This is a genomic window from Streptomyces hokutonensis, assembly GCF_000376565.1.
Classification (GTDB): domain Bacteria; phylum Actinomycetota; class Actinomycetes; order Streptomycetales; family Streptomycetaceae; genus Streptomyces; species Streptomyces hokutonensis.
This window is the reverse complement of the sequence record NZ_BARG01000012.1, coordinates 33,089-58,582: the sequence shown is the minus strand read 5'-3', so window position 1 is coordinate 58,582 and position 25,494 is coordinate 33,089. Positions and strand designations below refer to the sequence as shown.

Below are 25,494 nucleotides of genomic sequence, written 5' to 3'. Positions count from 1 at the left end.
ATGGATGACGTCTGTTCTCAAGCCACAGAGTGCCATGTGTCAGGCCACTACCACCACCAGGGGGCACCTCTTGTCCACGCGGAACCGTCTCGCCCGACGGTTGGTCCAGCTCTACGTCGGACTCGCGCTGTACGGCGCCAGCTCGGCGCTCCTGGTGGTCTCCGGCCTGGGCCTGGAGCCCTGGAACGTGCTGCACCAGGGCCTCGCCGAGCTCACCGGCCTGACGATCGGTGTCGTGTCGATCATCGTGGGCGCGGCGGTGCTGCTCCTGTGGATCCCGCTGCGCCAGCGCCCCGGCCTCGGCACCGTCTCCAACGTGTTCGTGGTCGGCCTGGCCATGGACGGCACCCTCGCGCTGGTCCCGGACGCGCACGGCCTGGCCGTACGGATTCCGCTGCTGCTGGCCGGCGTCCTGCTCAACGGGGTCGCCACCGGGCTCTACATCTCCGCGAGCTTCGGACCGGGTCCGCGCGACGGACTGATGACCGGGCTGCACAAGCTCACCGGCCGTTCCATCCGCCTGATCCGCACGGGCATCGAGGTCGCCGTCGTGGCCACCGGCTTCGCGCTCGGCGGCACGGTGGGCATCGGCACCCTGCTCTACGCCCTGGCGATCGGCCCGCTCGCCCAGCTCTTCCTTCGCGTCTTCGCCGCCCCCTCGGCATCCGGCGGCAGCACGGTCGTAGCCACCGGGTCACCGGAACGGGCGATACTGCCCGGGTGACCACGCTCATACGTCATCCGTACCTCGACCATCCCGGCCCCATCCCCTTCGCCCACCGGGGCGGCGCGGCGGACGGCCTGGAGAACACGGTGTTCCAGTTCCGGCGCGCGGTCGAGCTGGGCTACCGGTACATCGAGACCGACGTGCACGCCACCGCGGACGGGAAGCTCGTCGCCTTCCACGACGAGACCCTCGACCGGGTGACCGACGGCGCGGGCCGGATCGCGGACCTCTTCTGGTCCGACGTGAGTCAGGCGCGCGTGGCGGGCAGGGAACCGGTGCCCCTCTTCGAGGAGCTGTTGGAGACCTTCCCCGAGGTGCGGTGGAACGTCGACATCAAGGCGGAGCCGGCACTGCACCCCCTCCTGGAGCTGCTGGAGCGCACCGACTCCTGGAACCGCGTCTGCGTCGGCTCCTTCTCCGAGAAGCGCGTGGTGCGCGCCCAGCACCTGGCAGGCCCCCGCCTGGCCACGTCGTTCGGCACGCGCGGGGTGCTGAATCTACGGCTGCGCTCCTGGGGCGCGCCCCTCCCGGTACGCCGTTCCGCGATCGCCGCACAGGTGCCCGAGGAGCAGTCGGGCGTCCCGGTCGTCGACCGCCGCTTCGTAAGCGCTGCCCACGCGCGCGGGGTGCAGGTCCACGTGTGGACCATCAACGAGGCCGATCGCATGCACCGGCTCCTTGACCTGGGAGTGGATGGCATCATGACCGATCACATCGACACACTGCGCGAGGTCATGGTGGAGCGGGGCGTCTGGGCCTGAGCCTCCGAGCCGACGCGTGCACGGGGAAGCGAGGGCACGGGTGGGTACCGACACCCTGCGGTCGTCGGAGGCCGACGAGGCAGCCGAGCGGCGGCGCGAGCAGCGCGGCTGGTACTTCTACGACTGGGCCTGCTCCGTCTACTCGACGAGCGTGCTCACCGTGTTCCTGGGCCCCTATCTGACCTCGGTCGCGAAGTCGGCTGCCGACCCGGACGGGTTCGTGCATCCCCTGGGGATACCGGTCCGGGCGGGCTCCTTCTTCGCCTACACCGTCTCCGCGTCCGTGATCGTGTCGATCCTGGTCATGCCCCTCGCGGGCGCGGCGGCCGACCGCACGGGCCGCAAGAAACCCCTCCTGGCGCTCGCCGCGTACGTGGGTGCGACCGCGACCACGGGCCTGTTCTTCCTGGACGGCGACCGCTATCTCCTGGGCGGCTTCCTGCTGATCGTCGCCAACTCCTCCGTGGCCGTCTCGATGGTCCTGTACAACTCCTACCTTCCGCAGATCGCCCCGCCCGAGGAACGCGACGCGGTCTCCTCGCGCGGCTGGGCCTTCGGCTACGCGGCCGGCTCCCTGGTCCTCGTCGCGAACCTGATCCTCTTCACCGCCCACGACTCCTTCGGCCTGTCCGAGTCGATGGCCGTCCGCATCTGTCTCGCCTCGGCCGGCATCTGGTGGGGCGCCTTCACCCTCGTACCGCTGAAACGGCTGCGCGACCGCGGCCGTACGACGTCCGAGGCGCCCACGGCGCAGGGCTGGCGGCAGCTGGCGGCGACGGTCCGGGACATGCGCGGCAAACCGCTCACCCTGTCCTTCCTGTTCGCCTACCTGATCTACAACGACGGCATCCAGACGGTGATCTCCCAGGCGTCCGTGTACGGCTCCGAGGAGCTGGGCCTGAGTCAGTCGACGCTCATCACGGCCGTGCTGATGGTCCAGGTGCTGGCGGTGGCGGGCGCACTCGGGATGGGGCGACTCGCCCGGACCTACGGGGCCAAGCGGACGATTCTCGGCTCGCTGGTGGCGTGGACGGTGACGCTGGCCGCCGGGTACTTCCTGCCGGCCGGCGCGCCCGTCTGGTTCTTCGTGCTGGCCGCCGGGATCGGCCTCGTCCTGGGCGGCAGCCAGGCGCTGTCCCGGTCCCTGTTCTCGCATCTGGTGCCGCCCGGCAAGGAAGCCGAGTACTTCTCGGCGTACGAGATGAGCGATCGGGGCATGAGCTGGCTGGGCCCACTTCTGTTCGGGGTGACGTACCAGCTGACCGGAAGTTACCGGGACGCGATCATCTCCCTGGTGGCCTTCTTCATCGTGGGATTCGTGCTGCTCGCACGGGTTCCGGTGGCACGGGCGATCGGCGACGCGGGCAATCCTCTTCCCGAGAGGATTTAGCGCTGGAGGCGAAAGGGCGGTAGTGTACGCGTTTGGCCTGCCTGGCGTACCGTTACTGCGCGTCAAAGATGACGAATCGCTAGGTGACATCTGCTAGTAGATGTGACAAACCGGGCGCTGGTGGGTACAACAAGGGGCGGCTACGACGGCGACGCATGACCCCGTACGGGAATCTTTACCGCCGACCGGACGTTGACCGGATGACGACGACAGCGACACCTGTCCTGTGGGCGACAAGCCCGGGAGGCACGATTCATGAGTGAGCGAGCTCTTCGCGGCACGCGCCTCGTGGTGACCAGCTACGAGACGGACCGCGGTATCGACCTGGCACCACGCCAGGCCGTGGAGTACGCATGCGAGAAGGGCCATCGCTTTGAGATGCCCTTCTCGGTCGAGGCGGAGATTCCGCCGGAGTGGGAGTGCAAGGTCTGCGGGGCCCAGGCACTCCTGGTCGACGGCGACGGCCCTGAGGAAAAGAAGGCCAAGCCCGCGCGTACCCACTGGGACATGCTGATGGAGCGGCGCACCCGCGAGGAACTCGAAGAGGTCCTCGAGGAGCGTCTTGCCGTTCTCCGTTCCGGCGCGATGAATATCGCGGTTCACCCGAGGGACAGCCGCAAGTCGGCCTAGTTCTGAGGGTGCGGAGCGGTTCTACCGCACACGCAAGTGGCACAAGCAAGTAAGCGCGGGCGCCGTACGAACATGTACGGCGCCCGCGCTTTTGCCTGCCCGGATGTCAGCGGGTGAGCGGCGGACGCGGGCCCTCCGGGGCGTCACCGCCGGGCTCGTCCCGGATGACCTCGCCCTGGACGACCTTGCCGTCCGGGCGGTGGATCCGGGCCTGCTGGAAGGCGTCCCCGAGGGTGCCCGGGGCGGCCTTGCGCAGCTTCCGCTCGACCGTGCGCTCCGCGTAGCGCCCCAGTGCCTGCTGGACCGGCGGGATCAGCAGGAGCAGCCCCACGGCGTCCGAGATCAGCCCCGGGATCATCAGCAGCAGTCCGCCCAGCATCATCAGGCCGCTGCCACCGCCGCTGGCCGGGGCGGTGCCCTGCTGCACGGCCTGGCTCAGGTTCTGGAAGGCCCGCCGGCCCGCCCGCTTGATCACCACCGCGCCGAGCACGAACCCGGCGAGCAGCAGCAGAAAGACCGTAAGACCGCTCGACGCGCCCGCCACCACGGTCAGCAGCCAGATCTCCAGCACCAGCCACGCGGCGATGCCCAGCGGCAGGAACGTACGCAGCCGGGAACGCGGGGGCCGGGCGGCTGAGGAAGGGGTGGATGCGCCAGTCGTCATACGTCCAGTGTGCCTGGGCCCGGCTCAGTGCGGGATAAGGGGACGATCAACGAGGCCTGTGAGGTCGTAGGGCTACGGCTGTGAGGGCTTTCCTCCGGGCTTGCCCCGGCCGCGGAGCTTGCCGATCCGCTCCCCCACGCCCCAGGTGGTGACCCGCCACAGGGCCTCGACGAGGATGTCGCGGCTCATCTTGGAGTCGCCGTGTTCGCGCTCCACGAAGGTGATGGGGACCTCGACGACGTGGTAGCCGGCCTTGACGGCGCGGCGGGCCAGGTCGACCTGGAAGCAGTAGCCCTGGGAGGCCACGTCGTCCAGACCGAGGCCTTCGAGGGTCTCGCGGCGGAAGGCGCGGTAGCCGCCGGTGATGTCGCGCAGCGGCAGGTCGAGCGCCACGCGCGAGTAGAGGCTGCCGCCCCGGGAGATGAACTCGCGGGACTTCGGCCAGTTCACCACCCGGCCGCCGGGCACCCAGCGGGAGCCGAGCACCAGGTCCGCGCCCTTGAGCGCGGTGAGCAGCCGGGGCAGCTCCTCGGGCCGGTGGGAGCCGTCGGCGTCCATCTCGACGAGGACGCCGTAGCCGTTGTCGATGCCCCAGCGGAAGCCCGCGAGATAGGCGGCGCCGAGGCCCTCCTTGCCCTTGCGGTGCAGTACCTGGACCTGTTCGTCCTCGGCCGCCAGCTCGTCGGCCAGCTTGCCCGTGCCGTCGGGGCTGTTGTCGTCGGCCACGAGGACATGAGCCTCGGGGACCGACTTTCGCACCCGCCCGACGATGGACTTGATGTTCTCCGCCTCGTTGTAGGTCGGGATGATCACCAAGGCCGTGCCTAGCGGGCCGAACTTCCGCCCCTGGGCCTGTGCCGCGAGGGCTCCGTCGCCGTCGTTCACTGCTGCCCCTTCATGTCCGTACGCAGGCGTCCACCATAGTGGCCGCCGCCTGGGATGACGTGCCACGTCGTTCGTACGGTGGTGTCGATTCGACAAGAACGGGGTAAGACTGTGCCTTTTGGGCACTGGTGTGCTGCGGATGGGGGCCCGGCGCCCTTCGGGCCGACCTGGGACCCGCCGGCTGCGGGTCGACCAAAGCCGTTGTCTACTGGACGTCCGGGCCCCACCCGGGTCACACCAGCCGACCGGCCGGAACGTTCCCTCGCCGTGGCGCGGGCGCTGAGCCTGGCTCCCAGTGGCGGTGCCCCGGTGCGGCACACCGTCCCTGACCCAGCGGCGCTTCGGCGATTGTTCGGAGGTTCCCCGGTCGGGCGTCCGGTGGTGGACTCGGACGAACCTACCGGCCCCCTGCGCCCAACTGTCAACAGCCCTCTGATCTGCGCTTTCTCCATCAACTGGCTGGTCAGGGCAGAGGATGCGCAGGTCGCGCGACGCGGCGGCGGGCGTGGATCGGGGGCGCGCCACCCCGGGAGATCACTCGCCCGGCCGTACGAACACCGTCCGTCCGCCCACGACGGTACGCAGACAAACCGGAAGGTCTCCCCCCGGCGTCAGGTCGGGCAGTCCGGGTGTGCCGGAGCGCGGGTCGGTCGACCAGCGTGCGACCCGGTCGTCGGGCGCCTGCACGACCAGGGCGTCGGTCCGCCAGACGGCGTAGTCGGCGGGCGCTCCGGGGACCAGAACACCCGCGTCGTCCCGTCCCACGGCCCGCCAGCCGCCGCGCGTATGTGCGGTGAACGCGGCCCGCGCGGAGACGCGGTGTTCAGCCGTCCGGTGGAACGCGGCGGCGCGGACCGTGCCCCAGGGGTCGACCGGGGTGACCGGGCTGTCGGAGCCGAAGGCGAGCGGCACTCCGGCCCGCAGCAGGGCCGCGAAGGGGTTCAGGGCACGGGCCCGTTCGACGCCCAGGCGCTGGGCGTACATGCCCTCCTCGCCGCCCCACAGCGCGTCGAAGGCGGGCTGCACGGAGGCGGTCAGGCCCAGTTCGGCGAAGGCGGCGATGGTCTCCGGGGTGAGCATCTCGGCGTGTTCGACGCGGTGCCGGGCGGCGCGGACACGGGCCAGGCCGACCTTCTCCGCGGCCGCGCGGACGCCCTCGACCACGGCGGTCACCGCGGCGTCCCCGATGGCGTGGAAGCCCGCTTGGAGGCCCGCCTCGGTGCAGGCCACGACATGGGCGGCGACGGCCTCCGCGTCGAGGTAGGCGATCCCGGTGTGCCCGGCGTCGGCGTACGGCTGATGCAGACACGCGGTGTGCGACCCGAGCGCCCCGTCCACGAAGAGGTCCCCGGCAGCTCCTACGGCGCCCAGGTCCCGCGCTTTCGCCACATCCTGCTCGGCCCAGTAGCCGACGACGCGCGGCCCGGGTTCCTCGGCGGCGAGCCGCAGCAGGCCCGTGAAGTCGTCCTCGGAGGAGATGTCGGGTCCGGCGCACTCGTGGACCGAGCCGACGCCCAAGGAGGCCGCGTGGGCGAGGGCGGTGCGCTGGGCCCCGACGCGCTGTTCCGGCGTGATGGCGGCGAGCGCGGTGGCGCGGACGGTGTGGTGGGCGTCGGCGGTGAGGGGGCCGTCCGGGGCGTCGAAGCCGGGGACCATGTCGAGCAGGGCCGTCGTGACGACCGCGGAGTGGACGTCGATGCGGGAGAGGTAGAGCGGGCGTCCGCCGGTCGCCGCGTCGAGTTCGGCGCGGGTCGGCGGGCGGCCTCCCGGCCAGCGGGCGGCGTCCCAGCCGTGGCCGAGCAGGACGCGGTCGGCCGGGCGGGTGGCGGCGAAGTCCCGGACGAGGGACAGGGCCGTCTCCAGGGAGGGCGCGTCGGAGAGATCGAGGCCGGTGAGCGCGAGGCCGGTGGCCGTGGTGTGCACATGTGCGTCGGTGAACGCCGGGGTGACGAGCGCGCCGTCCAGGTCGACCACCTCGTCGACCCCGTCCGCGAACGCGTCGGCGGCGCCCTCGGAGCCGACCCAGGCGACCTGGCCGCGTTCCACGACCATCGCGGTCGCGAACGGGTCGGCGGGACTGTGGACTTCGCCGCGGCGGAGCAGGACGGTGGCCGGTTCGGGGGTGCGCTCACTCATGGGGAACAGTCTCGCGCCTCGCCCGTGCGGCCCCGCACGCAGGTCGGTCAGATGCGCGGTGGGCGTGCCTCGTAGGGCGTCGAGAGGACCACCGTGGTGCGGGTCGAGACGCCGGCCAGGCCGCGCAGCCGGGCGAGCAGTTCCTCCAGTTCGTGCGGGGTGGACACCCGCACCTTGAGGATGTAGTTCTCCTCGCCCGCGACGCTGTGGCAGGCCTCGATCTCGGGGACGCCGGAGAGGCGGTCCGCGATGTCGTCGGGGGCGCTGGGGTCGAACGGTTTCACCGAGATGAAGGCGGTCATGGGCAGGCCCACCGCCTCCGGGTCGACGACCGCCGCATACCCGCGGATGACGCCACGCTGTTCCAGCCGGCGCACCCGCTGGTGCACGGCCGACGTGGACAGGCCCGTGGCCTTGCCCAGGTCTGTGTAGCTCATCCGCCCGTCCTTGACGAGCAGCTGCACGATTTGTCGGTCCAGCTCCTCCATGGCGCAAGAACTTACATGGCCGCTGATCTCCTCCGATACCTCAGCGGCGCAGGTCATACCCGGTTCGTGATGTGGCGGAGCGCAGCCTGTGAGTCAGCTGGGGACAAATCCGCCGCCCCGGGCATCTGCGGGCGGCATGTGACGAACGCCACAGGCCCTGGACCGTCTCCGTGATGTTCTCGTGATTACCGCGGAGACCGGACGGGAAGTGCTTGCTGTGGTCGAGGCCGCAGCGCCTTCACGGCCCAGCCCAGTAGGGGGAGAAACCCATGCAGAGTCTTAAGCGCCCTGGACGCACCGCGCCCAAGCGGCCGCAGCTCGTCGTCGAGTCCGAGCCGGAGGGCGTCGAACCCGACGGTTTCGAGGCCGACGAACTCGACGAGTACGACACCTTCGAGATGTACCGGGTGATCTGCCCGGACTGCGTGCAGCCCATCGCGCTCCTCGCGGACGAGGAGGTCCTGCCGGAGCACGCGCTGTGCGCCTCGCCGTGGAACCCGTTCGGGCTGACGGTCTGCGCCGGCACAGGCCGCGAGGCGGCCGACGCCCGGTCCGCCGACGAGACCACGGAGCTCCAGGAGCAGGACACCGCGCTGCTGTTGACGCTCCCTCAGGGCCTCGACTGGCGCACGCAGCCCTTCTCGCACGTCGGTGGCCCCAGCTCGCGTCCGATGCGGGTGCCCGACATGCGCCGCGCTGCCTGAGCGCTCTCGCTCAACCCCAGTAACTGCCCTGCACCATGGCCCGCAGGCTGCCGTGGTGCAGGATCAGTGTGTCCGGGTCCGCCGGGACGGCGCTCTCCCCGAAGTGCACCTGCCGGTAGGCGATGCGCAGCATCACGATCGCATGCCGCAGGGCCGCGTAGAGGGTGTAGAAGTCCATGTCGCGCGGGGTGTGGCCGGTGAGTTCGGCGTACCGAGCCTCCACCCGGTCCCGGCGGAAGAACTCCGGCAGGCCCGTCTGGCCGAAGGCGGCCGTGAGGTCCTGGAAGAAGCGGTGCAGATAGACGGTCCAGCCGAGGTCCACCTCGCGCGGGGCCGGTGCCGCCATCTCCCAGTCGAGGACGGCGACGGGGTCGAACCCGTCGTAGACGACGTTCCCGATGCGCGCGTCGCCCCAGTTGAGGACCGTCTCGCCGGGGTCGGCCGGCCAGAGTTCCGTCAGCCGGTCGAAGGCGCTCTCGATGAGCGGCGAGCGGGCGAGTCCGTCAACCACCCAGTCGTAGTAGGCGCGTTGGGAGGCGACATGGCGGCTGAGCGCGTCGCCCTCGCCGGGGAGGGCGAGGAACTCAGCCTCAGGCAAAGGGACTTGGTCGTGCAGGCGGGCGATCAGTCCGACCGAGGCGGCCTCCAGTCGCTCCCGTTCCGCGTCGGTCGCCGCGTGCAGCCAATTGCCCTCGTACGTGTAGGGCATGACGTCCGGCGGTACGCGTCCCTCCACGCGTTCCATCACGAAGAACGGGGCGCCGAGCGGGCCCGGGTCCTCCTCCAGCCAGCGGACTTCCGGTACCGGGAGGTCCGTGCGGTCGGCGACCAGGCGCATGGTGCGGAACTGGCGCGGCAGGTCGTAGACCGGGAAGACGGTGTACGCCGCCGGGTCGGCCGCGAGTCTCAACGCGCAGGCCCGCAGGGGTGGTTCGGGGTGTTCGATGTCGAAGAGCAGGGTCTCGCTGGACATGCCGTTCGACGCGGGGACCCTGATGTCGACGGCCTTGGCGCCGGGCAGGCGGGTGTCGAGCCAGGCGGTGAGGCGGTGGGCGAGTTCCTCGGGGTCGCGGGTGGTCGTGCGCGGGCGGGGTGCCGTGGCCATGCGTCAACTCCCTTGCGGTGCCGCCGCGCCAAAGCCGGTAAGACCGACGGGCGCGGCGCCGGACAAGCGGGAATCACACAACCCCGTCGAACCACAGGCGAGTTCCTCCGGGGCACGGCTGGTCGTGCGCGGGCAGGGTGCCGTCGCCATGTCTCAACTCCCCTACGGAGCAACCGAGTCGAAGCCGGTGAAGCCGCTCGGGTCGTGGCGGCCGAAGGAGCCGTGCTCGAAGATGCCGTGGCCCACCTGGCCGTCGAGGCGGAAGCGGGCCGCGTGGTCGGTGACTCCGTAGGCGGCGAGCGGGTTCGGCCGGGTGAGGTCGTAGGTGCGGGCGTCGGTCCAGCCGCGGCCTCGCCAGGTGCCGTGCTGCCAGTCGTCGGCGGGCGGGTAGCCGGCGCCGATCGCCAGGGGTGAGGAGGTCAGGATCTCGACCTCCAGTTCCTGCGGTTTGCGGGCGTCCCCGAGATGGATGAGGGCGCGCTCGGGCCGGCGGGTGCCGGAGCGGTAGGAGATCTCGGCCTGGGGCCAGCCGAGTTGGCGGTCGCGGTGGCCTTGGCGGACGACGGTCGCCTCGTTCAGGGTGCGGTGGCCGTCGGCGTCCTCCTGGACGATCACCATGAGGAAGCGGTCCTCGAAGCGGACCGGGCACCAGATCCAGTGGAAGCCCTCGGTCGGGTGGTCCGCGGCGAGCCGGCCGCCCTCCTCGCCGGGGATGGGCCGCACGCCCCAACTGCGGTCACGGGTACCGGTCCAGCCGTCGGCGGTGACCCGGAACTCCTCGTCACCGGCGCGGATCACGCCCTCCACACCGCCCGCCTGGACGAAGCGGCGCCCTTCGAGGGTGAGCCGGTCGCCGCGGTACTGGACGTGGTGGGGTTCCCAGAGAGCGGGGAACTCGGCGGTCCAAGTGAGGTCGTACGAGAGGGAGTTGTCGTCGCAGCGCAGGCGCAGACGGTGGAGTGGCTCCTCGACCTCGATGCGCAGCGGGCCGACCGAGAGGTGCATGCGGTCGTCGCCGAGGGCGTCCGAGGCGCGGACGGCGTGCAGGGTGTCGCCGGTGCGGAGGGTGGCGTAGGCGTCGATCACGCCGACGTTGGGGTAGACGCCGAGGCCGAGGATGAGCAGGGCGCGGCCCTCGTGGTCGAGGACGTGGAAGATGCAGCGGTCGTAGGCGTTCCGGTCGCCGGTCGCGACGTGCTTCATCGACAGGGGGACCTGGTGCACGGGGTACTCGTCGAGGGGCACGGGACGGTCGTCTGCCACGGCTAACCTCCCCTGGGGACAGTGGAGGTGACGGTACGTCAGGTGGCGTGCGGTAGCCAGAGGCGAGAGCCGTACGCCGGTGAACTCACGCTCGATTTCCCGCGCCGGTGACCTGTCGGCGGGCTCTTGCGTTGCCCTGGTATGACCCCCACATATGCGCCGACCGGGCGTCAGCGCCGTATCTACGTCCCCGCACCCGCAGAATCGGTTCCGCTGGCGCCGCCGCAGCCGCAGGACCCGCCCATCTACCGTGATCTGATGCGGACTTGGGCCGACCGGGGCCGCACCCTGCCGGGACGGCACGACCCGGAGTGGGTGCGGCTGGCGGCGCCGCCGGTCGGACTCAGCCAGTTCGGCGGGCTTCGGGACCCGCTAGGTGGCGGGCGATGACCATGCGCTGGATCTGGTTGGTGCCCTCGACGATCTGCAGGACCTTGGCCTCGCGCATGTAGCGCTCGACCGGGAAGTCCGCGGTGTAGCCGTATCCGCCGAGCACCTGGACGGCGTCGATGGTGGCCTTCATCGCGGTGTCGGTGCAGTGCAGCTTGGCCATGGCGGCCTGTTTGGCGAACGGCCGGCCCGCGTCGCGCAGCCGGGCCGCCGCGAGGTAGAGCGCCCGGCCCGCCTCGATCTGGGTGGCCATGTCGGCGAGCATGAAGCGCAGCCCCTGGAAGTCGGAGATAGGCCGCCCGAACTGCTGCCGTCCGGTCGCGTACGCCACCGCCTCGTCCAGCGCCGCCTGCGCCAGGCCGATCGCGCAGGCCGCGATGCCGAGCCGGCCGGAGTCCAGCGCGGACAGGGCGATCGCGAAGCCCTGGCCCTCCTCGCCGAGGCGCCGCTCGTCGGAGACCCGGACGCCGTCGAAGTGGACCTGGGCGGTGGGCGAGCCCTTCATGCCCATCTTCTTCTCCGGCACCGCGCCGCTCAGACCGGGCGCGTCACCGGGCACCAGGAAGGCACTGATCCCGCGCGGACCGTCCTCGCCGGTGCGGGCCATGACCGTGTAGAAGTCGGCGATGCCACCGTGCGTGATCCAGGCCTTGGTGCCGTCGATCACCCAGTCGTCACCCTCCCTGACCGCCTTCGTGCGCAGGGAGGCCGCGTCGGAGCCGGAGGACGGCTCGGACAGGCAGTAGGCGCCCAGCAGTCCGCCGCCGAGCATCGCGGGCAGGTACTCGACCTGCTGCTGCTTGGTGCCGTAGTTGGCCAGCGCGTGGCAGGACAGGGAGTGGACGCTGACGCCGAGGCCGACGGTGAGGCGGGCCGCCGCGAGTTCTTCGAGGACCTGGAGGTAGACCTCGTACGGCTGGTCGCCGCCGCCGTACTCGGAGTCGTAGGGCAGGCCGAGCAGTCCGGACTCGGAGAGCAGGGTGAAGACCTCGCGGGGGAAGCGTCCGGCGTCCTCTTCCTCGGCCGCTCTCGGGGCGATCTCACGCTGCGCGATGTCGCGGACCAGCGAGATCAGATCCCGGGCCTCGTCCGTGGGCAGTTGCCGGTCCACCGGCTGCGGGGCGCGGTCGGGCATGGCGACGCTCTCCTCCCTGTCGGGACATCGGCGGGCGTACGCCTGGGGTCGAGGCGCCTGCGCCGGATATCGCACGGGTACGGCCGCTGCTCCCGCTTCCGGGTCTCGGAAGCGGCTGACCAGCGGCTCTGCGCTGTGAGTATGCCCGATCGAAGGTCCGCCGTCACCAGTTAACGACCGCTTACTTCGAGAATAACCCGGTCGTCCGGAACCGGTCGGGAGCGCCTGTTCAGCCGTCCCTGCGGGCCGGGGTCGGCGCCGGGTACGTCGGGTCCAGTTCCTCGATGGCGCGCAGGGTGCCGCCGAGGGTCTTCACGAGGAGCTCGCGCATCGTCTCGCGGGACAGGTCGGGGCCGCTGATCCACTCCAGGGTCGCGCCCTCGACGCTGCACACCCAGCCGAACAGGCCCATGCGCGCGAGGCGGGAGATGTCGCTGCGGCCGTAGGCCCCGGCGGCGATGGTCTCGACGATGGCCGCGCGGACGCCGTCACGGATGGCGTGCACCTCGGTGTCGAAGCCGACGCCGCCGCTGACGATGGTGCGGTACGCGGCCTGGTTGTGCTCGGCCCAGCGGAGATAGCTGTCCATCGTGCGCTGTACGCGGTCCAGTTGGGGCAGTTCGTAGCCGCTCGCCGCGAAGGTCACCAGGTCGGCGACGGAGTCGTTGATGATCGCCAGGTAGTAGCCGCGCTTGGACTGGAAGTAGTAGTAGATCAGCCCCTTGGCGACATGGGCCTGCCGCGCGATGTCGTCCATGGACAGCGCGTCGTAGGACGTGTCGGCGAACAACTTCCGGCCAATGGTGATGAGTTCGGCGCGGCGCGCCAAGGAACGCTCGGTACCGCGCGCCCGGGGACGTGCGACGTCACGCTGCTGACTGATTTCCAATTTCGACTCTGGCTCTCCAACTGGGCTTGGTCAACCGCAGTATGGCAGGTCAAGTATGCGTCAGGTCACAGCAGGCCGATTTGAGTCACGAGCATCGCGATCACCACGACGAGGGTCCAGCCCATGACGTGTTCGACGATCTTCGGGCCGTCGCCCTTGGGGCCGCCGGTGCGGGTGCGGGCGCGCGCGGCGGCGGCCGAGTGTGCGGTCATGGTGGCTCACAGAGGTCGGATGTGCGGTGGACTCCCCCGTTCTGTCCACCTTGCCATCGATATCGCCTCCTGGGCCGGAGACCTTGGTCACAGCCCCATGGTCAGCGCACGCCCACCGCCGCGAGTGCGGTGCGCTGGCGGGCGGTCGGCCGCGCCGGGAAGTAGAGGTAACAGACGCCACCGGTACCGGAGGAGAGCTTGCCGGAGGCGTTGTACCGCTTGGTCCGCAGCCAGATGTTCTCGAACTCACGGCGCTTGTAGACGCGGCGGACGGCCGGATCGCTGGGTGAATTGGGGTCGTTGGCGATCACATCGCCGTCGACGGTGAAGCCGATCACGGTCATCAGATGGCCGGCCGTGCCGTATCCCGCGCCGGTCAGCTCGCTGCTGAGGAACGACTGGGACGTTATGGCCGGGACGCCCGCCGCGATCAGCGTCTCCAGGTCGGTGAGCGAACCGAGCCGGGTGACGACGCCCTGGAGGTCCGGGTACGTCGCCGCGTAGGCGGCGTTGAACGGCCAGTTGCCGCAGCCGTTGTACTGGTAGTCGTAGGTGAAGCGGGCCGCGTTGTCCACCTGCGGGTCGGCGTAGCTCGGGTCGACCCAGGCCAGTTGCTCCGGGGTGAGCCGGCCGCCCCAGTACTCGATGATCATCTGCGAGGAGGTGGGGCTGCACCAGGCCTCGCCGCCGTTGTCGTACTCGGGGTACTGGCCGGTGTGGATCTCCTGCGAGTAGCGCGGGACGATCAGCTCCCCGGCGAGTCCGGGCGTCGAGGCCGGGACGGTGAAGCGGTCGGGGATGTCCGAGCCCATCGCGCCGAGCCGCCACACCGTGGGGGTGAGCTCGGTTCCGGGCTTGCGGTAGAGGGTCAGGCGCAGCCGGTACGACGCCAGGCGCAGGCCCGTGGTCGCGTCGTCGATCGCGAAGGTGTCCGTCCAGACGGCGGACTTGCCGTCCTTCTGGTCGTCGACGGAGGTCCGCTTGATGTCCTGGTCACCGGCGGCCCAGCGGCCCATCACGTACCAGGGGGTGTCCGTGCCGTCGGAGTACGTGCCGCGCATTTCGACCTGGATCCAGGTGCCGGCGGGGGTGTGCGCGTTCCAGGAGGCGATGGCCTCCGTCGCCGGGACCGAGAGCATGTGGACGGGGGACGTCCAGGTCGCGTACTCCCAGCTCGCAGTCGTGCCGGTGTGCGGGTCCGTGTAGTCGACGCTGCCGAGGGCGGTGCCGACGACGAGGCCGGGGCGGGGGCCCGGGACGGCCCGGGTGCCCTTGGCGGTACCGCCGCACCAGTCCTCGTAGGCGGTCCATGCGTGGTAGTCGACCAGGGTCGGGGCCCGGCCCGAGTCGGCTGCGCCGGTGTCGGCGGCAGCGGGGACGGCCCCGCTCACCACGGTCGCGGCGACCGCGGCGGCCAGGACGGCTCGGCGGGACGGCTGTTCGGCTCTGCTCATGGGCGGAAGACCCCCGGGTGTTCCGAATCGGGACAGATCCAATGGACGGATGTGCGCCCACTATGGGCACACGCGGCTCCCCGCTGCCAGCACTTCGAACCTCGCCACACCCACCAATATTGGTATCGACCACTGGCATGACCTGGGGCGGGAGCGACCGCTCCCTAGACTGTCCCGGCGACCTGCGGCATCACCCACGACCTCCCGGGACCAGTCATGCACGACCTCGCCCAACGGCTCCGCCGCCTTCCCCCGTCCTGCGGCCCGGTCCGGCTCGTCGGTGTCGACGGGCACGCGGGGTCGGGGAAGTCGACGTTCGCCGGGCGGCTGGCCGCGGCCCTGGGCGGGGCGCCCGTGCTGCACCTGGACGACCTCGCCACCCACGACGAGCTGTTCGGCTGGACCGACCGGCTGCTGAGCCAGGTGATCACCCCGCTCGGCCGCGGCGGGACCGCGCGCTACGCCCCCTACGACTGGCACGCCCGGCGCTTCGGACCACCCCGCGCGCTGCCGCCCGCGCCCGTGATCCTGATCGAGGGCGTCGGCGCCGGACGCCGGGCGGTACGCCCGTTCCTCGCGCGACTGCTGTGGATGGAACTGCCCCGGGAGGAGTCCTGGGCACGGGGGCGGCTGCGGGACGGGAGTGAGCAACGGGACTTCTGGGACGGGTGGGTCGAGGCGGAACGCGAACACTTCACCGAGGACCCTTCGCGACCGCACGCGAACCTCCTGGTACGGCAGTTGCTGAAGGGGTACGAGGTGCTGCCGGGGCCCTCCGGGACGATTGGACCGGACCACGAAATCACCCACGGTGACGAACCGCCCGCAGTGTGCTGAACTTGTGAAGACCGTCATGCTCGAACTTGCCTGAGTGCCTCAACTCGGCTTGACCCAGGGGCCGTACAGGTCTTACGTTCTGAATGTGCGGCCGTTCGGAGCCGCCCAGAGTCGCGAAGCCCCCGGTTGTTCCCCCGTGATCGGGGGCTTCGTTCTGCTCTCAGCCTCTTTTCCGGCCGCTACGAGCCGTGATTTGCTCACCCTGGGTCACCGTCCCGAGTGCGCCCCATCTGCTCCCACCTCGTCAAACGGCCTGTGCGGCACCCTTCGGTGGGCGACTGCCCCGCAGGTACGATGCCCAGGGTGCGACCAACGGACGGCTGCTTCGCGCACCACGGCAACTCCCGTCCGCGGCACAGCGGTTCGACCCAGACTGCCGACGGGCGCCGGCCCGGCGGTGAATCAACGGGGGCACGGTTTGTGGGGGGACGTGATGGACTTCGGCACGCAGGGCCCCGAGGCCCCGGCCGACCTCGCGTGGCTGCGAGGCGTGGACGCCTACACGATGGGCGCTTATCCGCAGGCTGAGGAGGAGTTCCGCACCGCGGTACGGATGGATCCCGGGATGGCCGACGGCTGGCTCGGACTGCACGCGCTGCGCGTCGACACGACGACCGCGCTGCTGCGGATGTACCGGCACCGGGAACGCTTCGGGGAACAGCGCACCAGACACCGCCGTACGCTCAACTCCTGGTACTGGCTCGGCTGGTGGGTCCAGCCCGTGCTGGAGAGCCCGCGCGATCTGCTGCTCGCGCACGCCTCGCACTGGCTGGACGGCCGCCATGTGCCCGAACTGGACCGCGCGTTGGCCGGACTGCCGCCCGTCGACACCGACCACCAGGTCCGCTTCCTGCACGCCTGCCGCGCCTATCTGGTCAAGGACTGGGAGCAGCTGGTCCGGCACACCGATCCGCTGCTGAACGACCAACTCCTGGGCATCGAGGCGGGGTTGTTCGGCGGGATGGCCCGGGTACGGCTCGAGATGTACGGCCAGGCCGAGCCGCTGCTGTCCTCCGCGCTGATGCGCTGTCGCAGCGAACAGCCGCAGCGCAAGGAGTTGCGGTACTGGCTGGCGCGGGCCCACGAGGGCACCGGCCGCAGCGCCGCCGCGCTGCCCCTCTACCGGGCGGTGCATCGCGTCGACCCCGCGTTCATGGACACCTCGGCGCGGCTCGCCGCGATCACCGACTCCGACGGGTACGACGGCTCCGAGGACGTCACCGACCTCGCCGCGATCACGCTCTCCGGCGGGCAGGACGCGCTGGAGAGCCCCGACGGGCTCGATCCGCTGTTCGGTGCGGAGGGGCGCGATCTGAAGCTGTCGGAGCCCGGTCTGCCGCCGACCGGGCCGCTGCCCTCGGCCGCCGACTCGGTGCGCGAGAAGACCTCGGTGCCCGTTCCGCCGCTGCCCACCGGTCCCACCGACCCCGTCTTACTCGAGGAGGCGCTCAACGAGCTTGAGCGCATGGTGGGGTTGGAGCCGGTCAAGCGACAGGTAAAGGCGTTGTCCGCCCAGTTGAACATGGCCCGACTGCGGGCCGGGCAGGGGCTGCCGGTCCAGCCGCCGAAACGGCACTTCGTCTTCTCCGGTCCCTCGGGCACCGGCAAGACCACCGTGGCCCGCATACTCGGCCGCGTCTTCTACGCCCTCGGGCTGCTCGGCGGCGACCATCTCGTCGAGGCGCAGCGGGCCGATCTCGTCGGCGAGTACCTCGGTCAAACGGCCGTGAAGGCCAACGAGTTGATCGACTCCGCGATCGGTGGCGTCCTCTTCGTCGACGAGGCCTACTCGCTCTCCAACTCCGGTTACGGCAAGGGCGACGCGTACGGCGACGAGGCCTTGCAGGTGCTGCTGAAGCGGGCCGAGGACAACCGCGACCACCTGGTGGTGATACTGGCCGGCTACCCGGAGGGCATGGACCGGCTGCTCGCCGCGAACCCCGGGCTGTCCTCCCGCTTCACCACGCGCGTCGACTTTCCTTCGTACCGGCCTCTTGAACTCACCTCCATCGGTGAGGTGTTGGCCGCGGAGAACGGGGACGTGTGGGACGAGGAGGCGTTGGACGAACTACGGTCCATCGCCGGGCATGTGGTGGATCAGGGGTGGATCGACGAGCTCGGGAACGGGCGGTTCTTGCGGACCCTGTATGAGAAGAGCTGTGCGTATCGGGATCTGCGGTTGTCGGTGTATCCCGGGATGTTGTCTCGGGATGACTTGTCGACTTTGCGGTTGCCGGATCTGATGCAGGCGTATGGAGAGGTGTTGTCGGGGCGGGGACCTGCGGAGGGCTGAGCGGTACGCACTGGCTCGGGTGGCTGTTGTTCGTTCGCGAGTGCGGGTGCGTTGTGGCTGGTCGCGCAGTTCCCCGCGCCCCTGAAAACGGGGCGCAGGGGGACCTGCGTCAGCTCGGAACCGTCTCTTTCACTTCCGCCGTTCGTGGCTGTGCTGGTACCTCTCGATGGGCCGGGTCGTTGACCTCGCCCACCAACAGCTCCAGCACGTCCTCCATCGCCACCAAGCCCAGCACCTTGCCTGACGCGTCCGCCACCTGGGCCAGGTGTGTCGCGGCGCGGCGCATCACCGTCAGGGCGTCGTCCAGGGGGAGTTCGGAGCGGAGGGTCGTCATGGGGCGCCAGATCTGCTGCGGGACCGCCCTTTCGGATTCCTCCAGGTCCAGGACGTCCTTGACGTGGAGGTAGCCCATGAAGGCGCCGGTTTCCGCCGCGATCGGGAAGCGGGAGTAGCCGGTACGGGCGGTGAGGGCGACGATCTCGCCGGGGGTGACCGAGGGGCTGACCGTGACGAGGTTCTCGCGGCGCAGGAGGACGTCGGTGACCGGGCGGGAGCCCAACTCGAGGGCGTCCTCGAGGCGTTCCTGTTCCTCGGGGTCGAGGAGGCCGGCCTGGCCCGAGTCCTCCACCAGGCGGTTGAGCTGTTCGCTGGTGAAGACGGCCTCGACCTCGTCCTTGGGCTCGACGTGGAAGAGCCGCAGGATGGCCTGGGCGACGGCGCCGAGGGCGATGGTGATCGGCTTGCAGACCCTGGCGAAGGCGACCAGCCCGGGGCTGAGCCACATCGCGGCCTTCTCCGGGGCGGCCATCGCGAGGTTCTTCGGGACCATCTCGCCGATGACGAGGTGGAAGAAGACCACGGCGGCGAGCGCGAGGACGTAGCCGAGGGGATGGATCATGCCGTCGGGCAGGTGCATCCACTCGAAGACCGGCTCCAGGACGTGTGCGACCGTCGGCTCGGCGACCGCGCCGAGCGTCAACGAGCAGACGGTGATGCCGAATTGGGCTGCCGCCATCATCTGCGGCAGGCGCTCCAGGCCGTAGAGGACCTGGCGGGCGCGGGCCGTGCCGAGGGGTTCGATCTGGCTGCGGCGGACCGAGACCAGGGCGAACTCGGCGCCGACGAAGAAGCCGTTGGCGAGTACCAGGAGTACGGCGAAGAGGAGTTGGAGGACGGTCATCGGGCCGCCTCCATGACGTTCACGGGGGGAGCGGTGCGGACCAGGCGGACCCGTTCGGCGCGGTAGTGGCCGACCTGGCGTACCGAGAGCCGCCAGCCGGGGAGTTCGGCCTTGTCGCCGGGGGCGGGGATGCGGCCGAGGAGGTCGGCGACCAGGCCGGCGACCGTCTCGTACGGTCCTTCGGGCACGTCCAGGCCTATGCGCTGGAGGATGTCGACGCGGCAGCTGCCGTCGGCGTCCCAGGCGGGTTTGCCGTCCTCGGACGGAGCCGCGGCGAGTTCGGGTACGTCCTGGCCGTCGTGTTCGTCGCGTACCTCGCCGACGAGTTCCTCGACGATGTCCTCCAGGGTGACCACTCCGGCCGTACCGCCGTATTCGTCAACGACGACGGCGATCGGCTGTTCGCTGCGCAGCCGGGCCAGGAGGGGCTGGACGGGCAGGGTCTCGGGGACCAGCACCGGGGACTTGGCGATGCTGGTGACGGGGGTGCGGAGTCTGGCGTGCGAGGGCACGGCCAGGGCGTCCTTGAGGTGGACCATGCCGACGATCTCGTCGATCTTCTCGCGGTAGACGGGGAAGCGGGACAGACCGGTGGCGCGGGTCAGGTTGACCACGTCCTCGGCCGTCGCCGACGACTGGAGCGCGCTGACCTTCACGCGCGGGGTCATGACGTGCTGCGCGGTCAACTCGCCCAGCGACAGGGTCCGTACGAAGAGATCGGCCGTGTCCTGTTCCAGGGCGCCGGCCTGCGCGGAGTGGCGGGCCAGGGAGACCAGCTCGCCGGGGGTGCGGGCGGAGGCCAGCTCGTCGGCGGGCTCGACGCCCAGGGCCCGGACGAGCCGGTTGGCGACCGCGTTGAGCGCGGCGATCACCGGGCGGAACAGACGGGCGAAGGCGTGCTGCGGCGCGGCGACGAAGCGCGCGACCTGAAGGGGCCGCGACACCGCCCAGTTCTTGGGCACGAGTTCGCCGATCACCATCTGCACGGCGGAGGCGAGCAGCATGCCGACGACCACGGCGACACCGGAGACGGCGCCCTCGGGGATGCCGATCGCGCTGAACGGGCCGTGCAGCAGCTGTGCCAGGGCCGGTTCGGCGAGCATGCCGACGACCAGGGAGGTGATGGTGATGCCGAGCTGGGTGCCGGAGAGCTGGAAGGACAGCTCCTTGAGCGACTCGACGACCGTGGCGGCCCGTCGGTCGCCCTCGGCGGCGGCCTTCTCGGCCTCGGGGCGCTCCACGGTGACGAGCCCGAACTCGGCGGCAACGAAGAAGCCGTTGGCCAGAATCAGCAGGATCGCCGCGCCTAGGAGCAGCAGGGGGATGGTCATGCCGCCGCCTCGATATGTCGGGAGGGGGCGGCGCAGGTACTACAGGACGATCCGTCCATCGCTGGAGGGAGTCACTCCTCGGGTAGCAGGGGGCCTCGGAAGACAGGGGGGAACACCGGTGGCGGAGGCGCGAGGAAAAACGCCACCGACAACAGATTAATCAAGACATGGCCATCTACGGCAGATCCCTTGTCGAGTGGGCCTCGGCGAGCGCCCGCAGAGTGCGCGCGTCGGCGATGGCCCGTTCCTTGGCGATGCCCGGCTGGATGCCGAGCACGGGGAGGCTGGTGCCGTCGCTGAGGTTGAGGAAGACCCAGGGGTCGCCGGGCCGCAGGTTCACCTGGAGGATCTCGGCCCACTCCAGACGGCGCCTGCTGGCGATGTTGACGACGGTGACACCGGTCTCGTCGGCGACGACCCTCACCCGGGCGAGCACGGCCAGCACTCCGAAGAGGAGGGCACCGGTGAGGACGAAGCTGAGCTTCTCCCCCGGGCCGAGCTGCTCCAGGAGCAGCGCGACGGTCGTGATGACGACGAAGATCGCGGCGCCCGCGGTGAGCAGTACGGCACGGGTGCGGCCCGGCCGGAACGTGACCGGCAGGGCGGGGAGTTCGGACATGGTCGGTGTGTTCCTCGACGTACTTCTCGACGTGTTCCTCAGAGACGGCAGGCGTGGATGGCCGTCGTCAGGATGGCCCGGGCGCCGATGTCGTACAGGTCGTCCATGATCCGCTGCGCTTCCTTGGCGGGGACCATCGCGCGGACGGCGACCCAGCCCTCGTTGTGCAGCGGGGAGACGGTCGGGGACTCCAGGCCAGGGGTGAGCGCGACGGCCTTCTCCAGCTGCTCGACCCGGCAGTCGTAGTCCATCATCACGTAGGTCCGGGCGACCAGGACGCCCTGGAGGCGGCGCAGAAACTGCTGGACCTTGGGCTCCTCGACCTCGGCGCCCTTGCGGCGGATGACGACGGCCTCGGACTTCATGATGGGCTCGCCGAAGACCTCGAGGCCCGCGTTGCGCAGGCTGGTACCGGTCTCGACGACGTCCGCGATGACCTCGGCGACGCCCAGTTCGATGGCCGTCTCCACGGCGCCGTCGAGGTGGACGACGGACGCGTCGATGCCGTTGTCGGCGAGGTGACCGGCGACGATGCCCTCGTACGAGGTGGCGACCGTCTTGCCCTTGAGGTCTTCGACGCTGCTGGCCGCGCCGGGCTTGGAGGCGAAGCGGAACGTGGAGCGGGCGAAGCCGAGCGGGAGGATCTCCTCGGCGCTCGCGGCGGAGTCGATGAGGAGGTCGCGGCCGGTGATGCCGATGTCGAGGCGGCCCGACGAGACGTAGATCGCGATGTCGCGGGGGCGGAGGTAGAAGAACTCGACCTCGTTGACCGGGTCGACGATCCGCAGTTCCTTGGACTCCCGGCGCTGCTGGTAGCCGGCCTCATGCAGCATGTCCGCCGCAGGTCCTGACAGGGAACCCTTGTTGGGGACGGCGATGCGCAGCATGAGGTCGGCTTCCTTCGCGTGAAATGGGGTGGGGTGTCGGAACTGGGTTTACAGGTGGGCGTAGACGTCGTCCAGCGAGATTCCGCGGGCGACCATCATCACCTGAACGTGGTAGAGCAGCTGCGAGATCTCCTCGGCGGCCGCCTCCTTGCCCTCGTACTCGGCGGCCATCCAGACCTCGGCGGCCTCTTCGACGACCTTCTTGCCGATGGCATGGACGCCCTTGCCGACCAGCTCTGCGGTGCGGGAAGTGGCGGGGTCGCCGGTGGCGGCCTTCTGCTGGAGCTCGGTGAAGAGCTCCTCGAACGTCTTATTGGACATGGTGCTGCCCACCCTATTGCAAACAATCGTGGGCTTAACGCCACGGTTCAGATACTGAGCGGAGGGTGGCCGCCGTCGCCACGGCCGCCGTCACCGCCTCGTGCCCCTTGTCCTCGTTCGAGCCCTCCAGGCCGGCCCGGTCGAGGGCCTGCTCCTCGGTGTCGCAGGTCAGAACGCCCATGCCGACGGGGACGCCGGTCTCGACCGAGACCTGGGTGAGGCCCTGGACGACGCCCTGGCACACGTACTCGAAGTGCGGGGTGCCGCCGCGGATGACGACACCGAGGGCGACGATCGCGTCGTAGCCCCGGCCCGCCAACACCTTTGCCACGACCGGGAGTTCCCAGCTTCCGGGGACCCGGAGCAGGGTCGGCTCGTCGATCCCCAGGTCGTGCAGGGCGCGCAGGGCGCCGTCCACCAGACCGTCCATCACCTTTTCGTGCCACTGCGCCGCGATGACGGCGACCCGCAGGTCTCCGACGTTGCGTACGGACAGTTCCGGTGCGCCCTTGCCGCTCACGTTCTCTTGTCTCCTCGGTGACTTCTGAAGGGGTCTTAGTGGTCGTTCTTACTGGTTGCCGCAGGTGGACACGGGGGCCGGGTCCAGCCAGGGCAGGTCGTGGCCCATCCGGTCCCGCTTGGTGCGCAGGTAGCGGAGGTTGTGCTCGCCCGCCTGTATCGGCATCGGCTCGCGGCCGGTGACCTTGAGGCCGTGCCGGACGAGCGCGTCGGTCTTGTCGGGGTTGTTGGTCATCAGGCGCAGGCTGCGGACGCCGAGGTCCTCCAGGATCTGCGCGCCGGCGCCGTAGTCCCGGGCGTCGGCGGGCAGGCCGAGCTCCAGGTTGGCGTCGAGGGTGTCGCGGCCGCGCTCCTGGAGTTCGTACGCCCGTAGCTTGGAGAGCAGGCCGATGCCGCGCCCCTCGTGGCCGCGCAGGTAGACCACCACTCCCCTGCCCTCCTCCTGGATGCGCTCAAGGGAGGCCTCCAGCTGGGGGCCGCAGTCGCAGCGCAGGGAGTGGAAGACGTCGCCGGTGAGGCATTCGGAGTGGACGCGGACCAGGACGTCCTCGCCCTCGCCGATCTCGCCGTGGACGAGGGCGACGTGCTCGACGCCGTCGACGGTGGAGCGGTAGCCATAGGCCGTGAACTGGCCGTGGCGCGTGGGGAGTTGGACCTCGGCCTCGCGGCGGACGGTGGGTTCGGCGGTCTGCCGGTAGGCGATCAGGTCCTCGATGGAGATGATCGTCAGGCCGTGCTTGCGGGCGAACGGGATCAGTTCGGGGAGGCGGAGCATACGGCCGTCCTCGCCGGCGATCTCGACGATCGCGCCGGCCGGGCGCAGCCCCGCGAGGCGGGCGAGGTCTACGGCGGCCTCGGTGTGGCCGTTGCGGACCAGCACTCCGCCGGACCGGGCGCGCAGCGGGAAGATGTGGCCGGGGCGGACGAAGTCGTCGGCCTCGGTGGTGCCGCTCGCGAGGAGCCGGAGCGTGGTCGCGCGGTCGGAGGCCGAGATTCCGGTGGTCACACCGTGAGCGGCCGAGGCGTCGACCGACACCGTGAACGCGGTCTTCATCGACTCGGTGTTGTCCTCGACCATCTGCGGGAGCCGGAGCCGGTCCAGCTCGTCGCCCTCCATGGGGGCGCAGATGAGGCCTCGGCACTCGCTCATCATGAAGGCGATGATCTCGGGGGTGGCCTTCTCGGCGGCGATGACGAGGTCGCCCTCGTTCTCGCGGTCCTCGTCGTCGACGACCACGACCGGGCGGCCGGCCGCGATGTCGGCGATGGCCTGCTCGACCGGGTCGAGCGAGAAGTCCTCGAAACCGTCTGTGCTGTAGAGGATCGGTGCCGCTGTCATGCCGGCGCTCCTTCCAGGACGGGCTGCGGGGCCTTGCGGGAGCGCAGCCACCAGTCGCGCATGCCCCACAGGACGAGTGCGCCGTAGATGACGTAGACGAAGCCGGAGAAGGCGAAGCCGTTGGCGAAGTTGAGGGGGACGCCGACGAGGTCGACGAGGAGCCAGGCGAACCAGAACTCGACCATGCCGCGGGCCTGGGCGTACATCGCGACGATCGTGCCGACGAAGATGTAGGCGTCGGGCCACGGGTCCCAGGAAAGGGACGGGTACGCCTTGAAGAGGGCGGCCACCGCGACCGTTCCTACGGCTGCTGCGCCGACCAGGATCGCGCGCTCGCGCCAGGTGGCGAAGCGGGGGGTGATGTGGCCGTCGGCGGAGCCACCCCTGCCGCGGTTCCACTGCCACCAGCCGTAGACCGCGACGACCATGACGACGATCTGCTTGCCGGCGCTGCCGGAGAGGTGGGCGGTGGCGAACGCGGCGAACAGGATGACGCCGGAGACGAACTGGGTGGGCCAGCTCCAGATCGAGCGCCGCCAGCCGAAGGCCAGGGCGATCAGGCCGACGACGTTGCCGATCATGTCCGACCACTTGATGTGCTGGCCGAACAGGACGAAGGCCTCGGAGTTGAGCCAGTTCACGGGGTCACCTCGCGGTCGCCCATGAGCCGCTCGACGTACTTGGCGATGACGTCCACTTCGAGGTTGACCGGGTCACCGGGCTGCTTGAGGCCGAGCGTGGTCAGGTCGAGGGTGGTGGGGATGAGGCTGACCGTGAAGTAGTCGGGGCCCGCGTCGACGACGGTGAGGCTGATGCCGTCGACGGTGATGGAGCCCTTCTCGACGACGTAGCGCCTGAGGTCGGCGGGGAGCGAGACCTTGACGAGCTCCCAGTTCTCGGACGGCTTGCGCTCCAACACCGCGCCGGTGCCGTCGACATGGCCCTGCACGATGTGTCCGCCGAGGCGGGCGCCGAGGGCCATGGGGCGTTCGAGGTTGACGCGGGAGCCGACGGCGAGGGCGCCGAGGCTGGAGCGGTTCAGGGTCTCGGCCATGACGTCGGCGGTGAACTCGTCACCCTCGTGCTCGACGACGGTGAGACAGACGCCGTTCACGGCGATGGAGTCGCCGTGCTTCGCGCCCTCGGTGACGATCGGGCCGCGCAGACGGAAGCGGGAGGCGTCGTCGAGACTCTCGACGGCGGTGACCTCACCCAGCTCTTCGACGATTCCGGTGAACACTTCCCGGGTCCTCCTGCCACATCGGGGCACGGACTCCGGGGCCTGTCGAAGACGACAGAATGAAACGAACGGAAGCACCGAGGACGACGCCGGAC

At 70.3% G+C, this 25,494-nt stretch carries 26 protein-coding genes; 7 read left to right on the top strand and 19 right to left on the bottom strand.

Annotation, left to right across the window (positions count from 1 at the left end; genetic code table 11):
• The first annotated feature begins 34 nt into the window (after positions 1–34).
• The 4 genes from yczE to SSP08S_RS04965 all read left to right on the top strand — a co-directional run bounded on the left by yczE (position 35) and on the right by SSP08S_RS04965 (position 3,508).
• Positions 35–724, top strand: coding sequence for a membrane protein YczE (gene yczE / locus SSP08S_RS04980; protein ID WP_174479366.1), 690 nt, complete (start codon positions 35–37; stop codon positions 722–724).
• Positions 721–1,488 (top strand): glycerophosphodiester phosphodiesterase family protein, encoded by a 768-nt coding sequence (locus tag SSP08S_RS04975; RefSeq protein WP_019066467.1) that lies wholly within the window; start codon positions 721–723, stop codon positions 1,486–1,488. Before yczE ends, SSP08S_RS04975 begins: the two co-directional genes overlap by 4 nt.
• Before the next feature lie 40 nt (positions 1,489–1,528).
• Positions 1,529–2,878 (top strand): MFS transporter, encoded by a 1,350-nt coding sequence (locus SSP08S_RS04970; protein WP_019066466.1) that lies wholly within the window; start codon positions 1,529–1,531, stop codon positions 2,876–2,878.
• Between the two features lie 255 nt (positions 2,879–3,133).
• The gene (locus tag SSP08S_RS04965) at positions 3,134–3,508 is read left to right on the top strand and encodes an RNA polymerase-binding protein RbpA (protein ID WP_003977404.1); all 375 of its coding nucleotides are present in this window, start codon (positions 3,134–3,136) and stop codon (positions 3,506–3,508) included.
• Between the two features lie 106 nt (positions 3,509–3,614).
• Here the strand turns inward: SSP08S_RS04965 and fxsA are convergent, their stop codons facing one another.
• The 4 genes from fxsA to SSP08S_RS04945 all read right to left on the bottom strand — a co-directional run bounded on the left by fxsA (position 3,615) and on the right by SSP08S_RS04945 (position 7,681).
• A complete protein-coding gene (gene fxsA / locus SSP08S_RS04960) occupies positions 3,615–4,172 on the bottom strand; it encodes an FxsA family membrane protein (protein ID WP_019066465.1) in 558 nt (185 codons plus the stop codon).
• A 72-nt stretch (positions 4,173–4,244) separates the two neighbouring features.
• Positions 4,245–5,057 (bottom strand): polyprenol monophosphomannose synthase, encoded by an 813-nt coding sequence (locus SSP08S_RS04955; RefSeq protein WP_019066464.1) that lies wholly within the window; start codon positions 5,055–5,057, stop codon positions 4,245–4,247.
• 534 nt (positions 5,058–5,591) lie between these two features.
• Positions 5,592–7,193, bottom strand: a complete 1,602-nt coding sequence (locus SSP08S_RS04950) for an amidohydrolase (RefSeq protein WP_019066463.1) — start codon at positions 7,191–7,193, stop codon at positions 5,592–5,594.
• 47 nt (positions 7,194–7,240) lie between these two features.
• Complete coding sequence (locus SSP08S_RS04945) at positions 7,241–7,681, bottom strand: Lrp/AsnC family transcriptional regulator (RefSeq protein WP_019066462.1); 441 nt, start codon at positions 7,679–7,681, stop codon at positions 7,241–7,243.
• Positions 7,682–7,950: 269 nt separating this feature from the next.
• Here SSP08S_RS04945 and SSP08S_RS04940 point away from each other — a divergent pair, with 269 nt between their 5' ends.
• Positions 7,951–8,385: a hypothetical protein gene (locus tag SSP08S_RS04940; RefSeq protein ID WP_019066461.1), complete on the top strand. Its 435-nt coding sequence runs from the start codon at positions 7,951–7,953 to the stop codon at positions 8,383–8,385.
• A 10-nt stretch (positions 8,386–8,395) separates the two neighbouring features.
• Here the strand turns inward: SSP08S_RS04940 and SSP08S_RS04935 are convergent, their stop codons facing one another.
• The 6 genes from SSP08S_RS04935 to SSP08S_RS04910 form a co-directional block, all read right to left on the bottom strand.
• The gene (locus tag SSP08S_RS04935) at positions 8,396–9,490 is read right to left on the bottom strand and encodes a phosphotransferase family protein (RefSeq protein WP_019066460.1); all 1,095 of its coding nucleotides are present in this window, start codon (positions 9,488–9,490) and stop codon (positions 8,396–8,398) included.
• Positions 9,491–9,652: 162 nt separating this feature from the next.
• Positions 9,653–10,753: an Rv3169 family protein gene (locus SSP08S_RS04930; protein ID WP_019066459.1), complete on the bottom strand. Its 1,101-nt coding sequence runs from the start codon at positions 10,751–10,753 to the stop codon at positions 9,653–9,655.
• A gap of 343 nt (positions 10,754–11,096) precedes the next feature.
• Positions 11,097–12,278: an acyl-CoA dehydrogenase gene (locus tag SSP08S_RS04925; protein ID WP_019066458.1), complete on the bottom strand. Its 1,182-nt coding sequence runs from the start codon at positions 12,276–12,278 to the stop codon at positions 11,097–11,099.
• A gap of 229 nt (positions 12,279–12,507) precedes the next feature.
• A complete protein-coding gene (locus SSP08S_RS04920) occupies positions 12,508–13,167 on the bottom strand; it encodes a TetR/AcrR family transcriptional regulator (protein ID WP_026178182.1) in 660 nt (219 codons plus the stop codon).
• A 65-nt stretch (positions 13,168–13,232) separates the two neighbouring features.
• Positions 13,233–13,379 carry an SCO1431 family membrane protein gene (locus SSP08S_RS61515; protein WP_019066456.1) on the bottom strand — a complete coding sequence of 49 codons (147 nt, stop codon included), beginning with the start codon at positions 13,377–13,379 and terminating at the stop codon, positions 13,233–13,235.
• Positions 13,380–13,480: 101 nt separating this feature from the next.
• Complete coding sequence (locus tag SSP08S_RS04910) at positions 13,481–14,833, bottom strand: C39 family peptidase (RefSeq protein WP_019066455.1); 1,353 nt, start codon at positions 14,831–14,833, stop codon at positions 13,481–13,483.
• A 216-nt stretch (positions 14,834–15,049) separates the two neighbouring features.
• Here SSP08S_RS04910 and SSP08S_RS04905 point away from each other — a divergent pair, with 216 nt between their 5' ends.
• Together SSP08S_RS04905 and SSP08S_RS04900 are read left to right on the top strand one after the other, a co-directional pair.
• Positions 15,050–15,670, top strand: a complete 621-nt coding sequence (locus tag SSP08S_RS04905) for a uridine kinase family protein (RefSeq protein ID WP_019066454.1) — start codon at positions 15,050–15,052, stop codon at positions 15,668–15,670.
• A gap of 433 nt (positions 15,671–16,103) precedes the next feature.
• A complete protein-coding gene (locus SSP08S_RS04900; protein ID WP_019066453.1) occupies positions 16,104–17,963 on the top strand; it encodes an AAA family ATPase in 1,860 nt (619 codons plus the stop codon).
• Between the two features lie 109 nt (positions 17,964–18,072).
• Here SSP08S_RS04900 and SSP08S_RS04895 read toward each other — a convergent pair whose 3' ends face one another.
• The 9 genes from SSP08S_RS04895 to SSP08S_RS04855 all read right to left on the bottom strand — a co-directional run bounded on the left by SSP08S_RS04895 (position 18,073) and on the right by SSP08S_RS04855 (position 25,399).
• Positions 18,073–19,143 (bottom strand): hemolysin family protein, encoded by a 1,071-nt coding sequence (locus SSP08S_RS04895; RefSeq protein WP_019066452.1) that lies wholly within the window; start codon positions 19,141–19,143, stop codon positions 18,073–18,075.
• Positions 19,140–20,474, bottom strand: coding sequence for a hemolysin family protein (locus tag SSP08S_RS04890; protein ID WP_019066451.1), 1,335 nt, complete (start codon positions 20,472–20,474; stop codon positions 19,140–19,142). Before SSP08S_RS04890 ends, SSP08S_RS04895 begins: the two co-directional genes overlap by 4 nt.
• Positions 20,475–20,649: 175 nt before the next feature.
• The gene (locus SSP08S_RS04885; RefSeq protein ID WP_019066450.1) at positions 20,650–21,093 is read right to left on the bottom strand and encodes a PH domain-containing protein; all 444 of its coding nucleotides are present in this window, start codon (positions 21,091–21,093) and stop codon (positions 20,650–20,652) included.
• A 38-nt stretch (positions 21,094–21,131) separates the two neighbouring features.
• Positions 21,132–21,980: an ATP phosphoribosyltransferase gene (gene hisG / locus SSP08S_RS04880; protein WP_019066449.1), complete on the bottom strand. Its 849-nt coding sequence runs from the start codon at positions 21,978–21,980 to the stop codon at positions 21,132–21,134.
• 48 nt (positions 21,981–22,028) lie between these two features.
• Positions 22,029–22,301, bottom strand: coding sequence for a phosphoribosyl-ATP diphosphatase (locus tag SSP08S_RS04875; protein ID WP_018534786.1), 273 nt, complete (start codon positions 22,299–22,301; stop codon positions 22,029–22,031).
• A 34-nt stretch (positions 22,302–22,335) separates the two neighbouring features.
• Positions 22,336–22,821, bottom strand: a complete 486-nt coding sequence (ribH, locus tag SSP08S_RS04870) for a 6,7-dimethyl-8-ribityllumazine synthase (RefSeq protein ID WP_019059681.1) — start codon at positions 22,819–22,821, stop codon at positions 22,336–22,338.
• Between the two features lie 48 nt (positions 22,822–22,869).
• Positions 22,870–24,159, bottom strand: coding sequence for a bifunctional 3,4-dihydroxy-2-butanone-4-phosphate synthase/GTP cyclohydrolase II (locus SSP08S_RS04865; protein WP_019066448.1), 1,290 nt, complete (start codon positions 24,157–24,159; stop codon positions 22,870–22,872).
• On the bottom strand, positions 24,156–24,800 hold the full coding sequence (locus tag SSP08S_RS04860) for a nicotinamide mononucleotide transporter family protein (protein WP_019066447.1): 645 nt from the start codon (positions 24,798–24,800) through the stop codon (positions 24,156–24,158). Before SSP08S_RS04860 ends, SSP08S_RS04865 begins: the two co-directional genes overlap by 4 nt.
• A complete protein-coding gene (locus SSP08S_RS04855) occupies positions 24,797–25,399 on the bottom strand; it encodes a riboflavin synthase (RefSeq protein WP_019066446.1) in 603 nt (200 codons plus the stop codon). Before SSP08S_RS04855 ends, SSP08S_RS04860 begins: the two co-directional genes overlap by 4 nt.
• Between the last annotated feature and the right edge of the window lie 95 nt (positions 25,400–25,494).